The sequence below is a fragment of the Acidobacteriota bacterium genome, from assembly GCA_022340665.1.
Taxonomy (GTDB): Bacteria; Acidobacteriota; Thermoanaerobaculia; order Thermoanaerobaculales; family Sulfomarinibacteraceae; genus Sulfomarinibacter.
The window spans coordinates 1-7334 of sequence record JAJDNM010000024.1 but is presented as its reverse complement, the minus strand read 5'-3'; the positions used below and the strand labels follow the sequence as shown (position 1 = coordinate 7334).

Genomic DNA, 7334 nt, shown 5'->3' with positions numbered 1-7334 from the left:
AGCAGGTTCTGAGCCTGGTTGACATCTGGCTCGATGCGAGCGATGAGCTGGCCCTGGGACACCACGTCACCTGCGCGAATCGGCAGGTCAACGACCTTACCTGAGAGGGTGGACTTGATCTCCACTTTAACCTCCGGCTCGACCGTCCCCACCTCGCGGACGACAACCTGGATATCATCGATGCTCGAGGCGAGGGTCGGGATCTCGGGCCCCTTCTCCTCCTCGCCGTTGGCGTTTGCCTTTGTCCTTGCTGCGTACGCCACAGCTGCGGCCGCGATGACAACCACAGCAATCAATATCAACCAGCGTTTCTTTTTGCGGGCCATGAGTTCCTCCTCACATCACCATCAACGACTGTGCTCGCTTTGAATTACGTGTCAGCCGGCCAAATAGTTCGCCGCCACAGGCCATCCGTCCCCCGCGACACGGAAAAGGAGGATGTAAGATGCTGAGCACCGAAAAACTGGAGGCGGGCATGAGTGAGCTTCTGAGCAAGGAAAACCTCGACTACATCGAACGGGCTCGGGAGGTGGCCGAGAAGTATGTGCGCCCGAAGGCCGCCGAACTCGATCAGACACGAGAGTACGGATGGGACATCCTGGAAGCGCTCAAATCGTATGAGCTCACCGGCGCCTGGATCCCGAAGGAGTACGGTGGACACGAAGCCGGTGTCCTCAACCTCTGCCTGATCGTCGAACAGCTGTCGCGCGCCTGTGGCGGGGTGGGCGTCGCGTTCGCGGTCAACGCCCTCGGCTCGTTTCCGATCATCCTCGGAGGCACCGACGAGCAGAAGGAGAAATATCTCCCGCCGATCGCCAAGGGCGAAAGCCTGATTGCCTTCGGACTGTCGGAGAAGGCTTCCGGGTCCGACGCCGGCAGCCTGCGGACGACCGCTGTTGTCGACGGCGACGAATACGTCATTAACGGTCACAAAAAGTGGAACACCAATGGCGGCGTCGCGTCGACCTTCACGATCTATGCGCTCACACAGCCCGACAAGGGGATGCGGGGAATATCGGCGTTCATCGTCGACAGGGACACACCGGGCTTTTCAGTCGGCAAGCGAGAGGACACGCTTGGCATCCGCACGGTGTCCGTGAATGAGCTCGACTTCGACAACTGCCGCGTACCAGCCTCACAACTCCTTGGAAATCGCGAGGGAGGCGGCTTCAAGAACGCCATGATGACTCTCGACCGCGCTCGCCCCGGGGTCGCGGCCCAGGCTCTCGGTCTTGCCCAGGGCGCGTTCGAATGGGCACTGCGGTACACGTCGGAAAGGCGGCAGTTCGGTCAGACCGTCATGTCTCACCAGGCCGTGCAGTTCATGCTCGCAGACATGGCGACTCAGATCGAAGCTGCTCGGCAGCTGGTCTACGCTTCGGCTCGATTGATCGACTCCGGCGCAAAGAACATCAACAAGATGGCCGCCATGGGCAAGGTCTTCGCCACCGATACAGCGATGAAGGTCACCACCGACGCGGTCCAGCTCTTCGGGGGGTACGGCTACTGCGCCGACTACCCGATCGAGAAGTATATGCGCGACGCCAAGATCACACAGATCTACGAGGGCACGAACCAGGTCCAACGCCTGGTCATCGGCCGAGCGCTGACCCGTGAACTCAAAGAGCTGACCGGGCACCTCGATGTGACAGTCGAGCACTTCCCGGATTACGACCCGGAAGCGTAATTTCGGAATTCGGATTTCGGAATTCGGAAATTCCCTTCACCCTCCCGTTTTCAGGGGGGTACGGGTGGAAAATCCCAATTCCAATTGGGTGGACGGTCGGCATTCCCAACTCAGAATTCCGAATTCAGAATTCAGACTACCCATCGTCGAGCGACCGGTAGTGCTGCCTCTCCCAGCTGGTCCACCACTCGGACTCGATTCCGCTGCAGGTGTCGCCGAACGCCGAGCAGGCGATGCATCCGTCGCCGCGCACGATCTCCGGATCGTCGAGCGGGGGAAATCTCTCAGTGAGGCCCTCGCCGAGCTCTCGAGTGGCTTCTTCCTTCACCGTCGGTCCACGCCCGGCGAGCCGCACCACGCCGTTCCGGCGAAGACGATCGACCGATTCCGGGAAGAGTACGCTGTCCTCCTTGTCGACGTGCTCCCAGAAATGGTGTGCCAGGCATCGGGCGATTCCCGCGGCCTCATCGGCCTCGTACTTCGCCGTTGCGAGCTCATCGACCATCGCTGCAGCCGCACGATGATCTGCCTTCATCACCGCCAACGGCCCCCGATCCGCGGAAATTTCGGCCCTCGCGACCAGCACAGCGAACAAGCTATCTTCCTCGCGCTGGTGGTGATAACCGGCAACGAAGACCCTGAAAAAGGTCACGAAATCCTCGATGTACTCAGGCTCGATGCCACCACTCGACGCTTCCTCGGCAAACCGAATGAGGGCCCCTGCAACCCGGTCGACCAGGAGATGTTCGGCCTTGAGCTCGTCAATGAGCTGCATCAATCGACGGCGGATCGAACGACGCCGGCAGATCCGGGCCCGCGCGGGTCCTGGGCCGCCCTCACCTTTCCTCCGACTCGCCCCTGAACTGCGCTGACCTCGCCAATCTGAACGGTCGACTCGATCACATGCCCTTTCCGTTCGAGGGACTTCGCGGTTTCGGGTGACAGACTCTCGTCCTCGACGTAGAGAATGTCGGGCATCCATTGATGGTGGATTCGCGGCCGATCCACCGCTGCCTGCAGCTCGTCGCCATCGACGATGAGGTTGAGAAGCACCTGGGCGGTGGCGGTCGGAATCCTCGATCCGCCCGGCGAGCCCAGCACTATGACCCGGTCGCCGTTCCAGGCGATGGTCGGGGTCATCGACGACAGCATTCGCTTACCGGGACCGACCGCGTTGGCCTCTCCCTGGAGCAGGCCGAACATGTTCGGCACCCCAGGAGCGGTGGCGAAATCGTCCATTTCGTTGTTGAGGATGAATCCCGCACCGGGCACCAGAAGACCGCAGCCGAAGCCTCCATTGATGGTGGTCGTGATCGACACCGCGTTCCCTTCACCATCGATCACCGACAGGTGGGTTGTCTGGGCAGACTCTGGAACCAAATCGCGCGACCATTTTCGGACCCGGTCCGACGGCATCGCCTTTCCGAGCCTGATCCTGTCCGCGCGAAAGTCGAGCCACTCTTTCGCCAGAAGCTGGCTCGCATTCGCCTGGCTGGTTCTCGGATCTCCGAGGAGAAAACGATCCGCGTACGTCCGTCTCCAGGTCTCCGCGAGGAGGTGGCAACGATCAGCGCCAAAGCGAGGGTATTTCCCCCACTCGAGTCTTTCGAGCACACCGCAGGTCTGGCCGAGGATGATACCGCCCGACGACGGCAACGGCATTGATGCCACCTGCCAGCCGAAGGCCTGGAAGCGCACCGGGTTTCGCCACACTGCGCGATAGGCGGCGAGATCGACGGCGCGCAAGATGCCTCCGTGGCGGCGCGCCGCGAGCTCTACCGCAGCCGCGATCGGACCCTCGGTGATCGCGGGAGCGCCGCGCCTGGCGTAGGCTTCCAGGGTCGCTGCAAGCTCGGGCAGCCGCATGACGCTGCCCGCGACCGGCGGACGTCCTCCGGACAACCACACGGCCGCAGTTTCGGGAAATTTATTGAGAAGATCTGAGTTCACCGTGAGCGAACGCTCGAGCCGCCGGGTGATCACGAATCCATCTCTGGCGAGACCAAGGGCCGGCTCTACGACCTTAGCCCACGGCAATCGCCCATGGGCCTTGTGGAGCTCGAATAGACCTGCCGGAGAACCTGGAACGCCCGCCGCAAGCGGGCCGATGCGCGACGCATCCCCGCGCGGTTCACCCTTCTCGTCGAGATACATGGCTTCGGTGGCGTCGGCGGGCGCCGTTTCGCGAAAATCGAGGGCCGTCAGACTGGAACCGAACCGGCTGATGGCAAACCCTCCGCCACCGAGATTACCGGCTTGCGGGTGGACCACGGCCAGGGCGAGTGCGGTCGCCACCGCAGCATCCGCCGCGTTTCCACCTGCTCTCAAGATCTCGAGGCCAGCCTCGGTGGCGGCAGGCGCGGCACTCGAAACCGCACCACCCGAACCCCGAACGGCTTCCGGATGGGCCGCCTCAAGGGAGGACCCACAGAGCATCAAAACTCCGGTGAGGAGTACAACCATCCCACGGCTTCTCGGCAACGAAAAAGCGGCGCCCATCATTGAAAGAGTTTACTCCAGCCAGAATCTCCATCCGCAATTGGAACCGTTTGCCTCTGTTCTGCGTACTGAGAGGGCAGGGAGACCAAACCATGCCGAACACGACGAAATCCACCGCATCTGAGAGCTCACCGTCGAGCGTCACTGAGGAGATCCGCACCGCCCTGAGGCGCCTCGAAGAGCTCAACCGGGAAACGGCCGGCTACCTCAAGACCCTCGCGTTCATCCTCCATCGGGTTGCCAAAGCCGACGACGAGGTGACCCGTGAAGAGACCGACCGTATGGAGCAGATTCTTGTCGACCACGCAGCCCTTTCACGTTCGGAAGCGATGCTGGCGGTAGAGATCGCACGACACTGTGGCGAAATCGCCGATTGCGGTCGTAGCTACCAAACCAGTCGCCAATTTCGTGGCTCGCTGGAAGAAGAGGACGGACGAACCATCCGCCGCTTCCTCGAATCGGTGGCCGAAGCCGACGGCAAAATCCGAACCTCCGAAAAGGCCCAGATACGGCAGATCGCCACCGAACTCGGACTCCCCTCGTAAGTTAGGAGTTGAGAGTCCAGATTTTTGGAGTTTCCGAACGTACGCAAGAGAATTGGTGAGGGCGAGGGAACCCACAATCCTCGACGCCTAACTCTCAATTCCTCACTTTGGACTCTCGACCCCAAACTCCAGTCTTATCGCTGGCCTCGTGAATCAGTTATTATTCCGGGTGCGCCGCGTGCGCCGCATGCGCCACACCCGGAGGATCGATGACCTGGAATTATTCACAGAAAACAACCGATCTCTTCATGGCCGCGGTTCAGGGTAAGCCCGGCACGCACCTCGGAGAGATCGAGGAACCCGACGGCTTCGGCGAGCACGGCTCAATCGCCTGCGGCGACGCGCTGCGTTTCACCTTCCGGGTCGAGCGGCACCCGAATGATCCGAAGCAGGACAAGATCACGGAAGCACGCTATTTGACCTTTGGCTGCACCTCGGCCATCGCTGCGTCCGAAGCCCTGTGCGCGATCATCGAGGAAGGCGATTACACGCCCATCGAGGCCCTCAATATCACCAACAAGGACATCGTCAACTACCTCGAGGGGCTGCCCCAGGCCAAGATCCACTGTTCCGTGATGGGTGCCGAAGCGCTCGAGGCGGCAGTCTTCAACTGGGCGCAGAAGCGAGGCGTCGACCTCGCAGAACTCGGGGTCGACATCAGCCGCGATGAGCAGGAAGAGGGTCGGCTCGTGTGCACCTGCTTTGGCCTCACCGAACCCTATATCGAACGCAAGATCGAGGAGCTCGAGCTGAAGTCGATTCCCGAGATCACCAACGCGATCAAGGCCGGAGGCGCCTGTATGTCGTGCCACCACACACCCGGGGGCCTCCAGGATCTCCTGAACAAGGTGTGGGGCAAGCAGCCGACAGCCTTCAAGGAGCTGCCGATCTTGCCGATGGCTCGCGAGCCAAAGGCTGAACTGCCTCGAGAGCTCTCTCCCTTCAAGTTCGCAAAGCTGGTCGAAACCGTTCTCAATGAACATGTTAGACCACAGCTCGCAAGGGACGGAGGCGACCTCGAGATCGTCGATATCAAGGACCGCGTCGTCTACGTCGAGCTCAAGGGTGCGTGCTCCGACTGCATCGGTTCGACAAACACGATCAAGTTGTTGGTCGAGCAGGTGCTCAAGGACCGGGTCGACGAGCGAATTCGCGTAATTCAGGTGTGAAAATCTTGATTCTCAATTTCTGCCGCGTGCGTCGTCCAGACGACCATGGCAGAAAATGAACCAGGGAGCAGTACGACGTGGCCATCATTTATCTGGATAACAACGCGACCACCCAGGTGGCACCCGAGGTCGTCGAGGCCATGACGCCGTTCTTCACGGATCAGTACTTCAATCCGAGTTCGATGTACGAGGCGGCTCGAGGGCCGGCAGACGCCATATCTGATGCGCGCAAGACGATCGCAAAATTGCTCGGCCGGGCCAAGCCGAGCGAAATACTCTTCACGTCCTGCGCATCGGAGAGCAACAACACAGCGATTTTCGGCACGATTGCCGCCAACCCGGACCGCAAACACATCATCACATCCGCGGTCGAGCATCCCGCCGTCTTCGAAGTCGCACACGATCTGGTGCGAAGAGGATTTGGAGTGGACTTCATCCCGGTCGACGACCAGGGCCGGATCGATAAGGGGGAGTTCGTTCGCGCCCTTCGCCCCGACACACTCCTCGTCTCCCTGATGCACGCGAACAACGAGTCCGGCGTCATTTTCCCGATCGAAGAGCTGTCGCGGATCACGAAGGAGACGGACCCTTCGATTATCTTCCACACCGACGCGACCCAGTCAGTCGGCAAGCTCGAAATCGACCTCCGTGGGAGCTTCAAAAACGTTGATCTGCTCTCTTGCTCCGGCCACAAGCTGCACGCACCCAAAGGCATCGGCGCCCTCTTCATTCGCCGCGGCACGCCGTGCAGGCCTTACCTACTCGGCGGTCACCAGGAGGACGGACGCCGCGCGGGCACCGAGAATGTGGCGTTTATTGTCGGTCTCGCGCGAGCCCTCGAGCTCGCCATGGACCGGCGCGACGAGGACGTGGCGCGCATCACCGCAATGCGAGATCGGCTGCAGCGTGAGCTCGTAGAACGGATCCCCTACCTGGAGGTCAACGGCGGTGAGGCCCCGAGGCTCGACAATACCCTCAACGTCGCCTGCCATTTCATAGAGGGCGAGGGAATCCTTTATCAGCTCTCCGAGCACGGCATATGCGCCTCTTCGGGTTCGGCCTGCACCTCTGGCTCGCTCGAGCCTTCGCACGTACTGCGAGCGATGAAGGTGCCATTCACCGCGGTCCATGGCTCGGTGCGTTTCAGTCTTAGCCGATACAACACGGAAACAGAAATCGACAAAGTGATCGAGGTCTTTCCGGAGATCGTCTCCAGCCTCCGCCGCCTCTCGCCCTACTGGGACGCCACGGCAGACCAACCGCGCCCAGAGGGGTTGGCAATGCTGAATGAGACTGAGATGCCGCAGGCTCGAGAGCAGCGCTAGCCTCGCGGATATTCGTCGGATAGTCCAGGTCAGGATTCGCTAGAGTGATGACCATGAAAATTACCACCGTTTGCGCCTTGTGTCTGCTTACAGCAACTTCAGCGATTGC

General features: G+C 61.0%; 7 protein-coding genes. 4 read left to right on the top strand and 3 right to left on the bottom strand.

Annotated elements, in window-relative coordinates:
• Positions 1–326, bottom strand: a 326-nt coding sequence (locus LJE93_03300) for a biotin/lipoyl-binding protein (protein MCG6947927.1), incomplete at its 3' end; no start/stop codon positions are given.
• Positions 327–475: 149 nt separating this feature from the next.
• Between LJE93_03300 and LJE93_03295 the strand changes: the two genes are divergently transcribed.
• Complete coding sequence (locus tag LJE93_03295) at positions 476–1687, top strand: acyl-CoA dehydrogenase family protein (protein ID MCG6947926.1); 1212 nt, start codon at positions 476–478, stop codon at positions 1685–1687.
• A gap of 136 nt (positions 1688–1823) precedes the next feature.
• Here LJE93_03295 and LJE93_03290 read toward each other — a convergent pair whose 3' ends face one another.
• The gene (locus LJE93_03290; protein MCG6947925.1) at positions 1824–2462 is read right to left on the bottom strand and encodes a hemerythrin domain-containing protein; all 639 of its coding nucleotides are present in this window, start codon (positions 2460–2462) and stop codon (positions 1824–1826) included.
• On the bottom strand, positions 2462–4189 hold the full coding sequence (gene ggt / locus LJE93_03285; protein ID MCG6947924.1) for a gamma-glutamyltransferase: 1728 nt from the start codon (positions 4187–4189) through the stop codon (positions 2462–2464). Before ggt ends, LJE93_03290 begins: the two co-directional genes overlap by 1 nt.
• Positions 4190–4278: 89 nt before the next feature.
• Between ggt and LJE93_03280 the strand changes: the two genes are divergently transcribed.
• From LJE93_03280 to nifS, 3 genes are all read left to right on the top strand, one after another.
• On the top strand, positions 4279–4731 hold the full coding sequence (locus LJE93_03280) for a TerB family tellurite resistance protein (protein MCG6947923.1): 453 nt from the start codon (positions 4279–4281) through the stop codon (positions 4729–4731).
• Positions 4732–4940: 209 nt separating this feature from the next.
• Entirely contained in the window at positions 4941–5900 is a 960-nt protein-coding gene (locus LJE93_03275) for an iron-sulfur cluster assembly scaffold protein (GenBank protein ID MCG6947922.1), read from the top strand.
• A gap of 77 nt (positions 5901–5977) precedes the next feature.
• Positions 5978–7225 (top strand): cysteine desulfurase NifS, encoded by a 1248-nt coding sequence (nifS, locus tag LJE93_03270; protein ID MCG6947921.1) that lies wholly within the window; start codon positions 5978–5980, stop codon positions 7223–7225.
• The last annotated feature ends 109 nt before the right edge of the window (positions 7226–7334 follow it).

What these genes read in the sequence shown, in the direction of transcription:
- LJE93_03275 (MCG6947922.1), top strand. Translation starts at nt 4,941, where the DNA reads ATGACCTGGAATTATTCACAGAAAACAACCGATCTCTTCATGGCCGCG.
- ggt (MCG6947924.1), bottom strand. Translation starts at nt 4,189, where the DNA reads ATGATGGGCGCCGCTTTTTCGTTGCCGAGAAGCCGTGGGATGGTTGTA.
- LJE93_03295 (MCG6947926.1), top strand. Translation starts at nt 476, where the DNA reads ATGAGTGAGCTTCTGAGCAAGGAAAACCTCGACTACATCGAACGGGCT.
- LJE93_03290 (MCG6947925.1), bottom strand. Translation starts at nt 2,462, where the DNA reads ATGCAGCTCATTGACGAGCTCAAGGCCGAACATCTCCTGGTCGACCGG.
- LJE93_03280 (MCG6947923.1), top strand. Translation starts at nt 4,279, where the DNA reads ATGCCGAACACGACGAAATCCACCGCATCTGAGAGCTCACCGTCGAGC.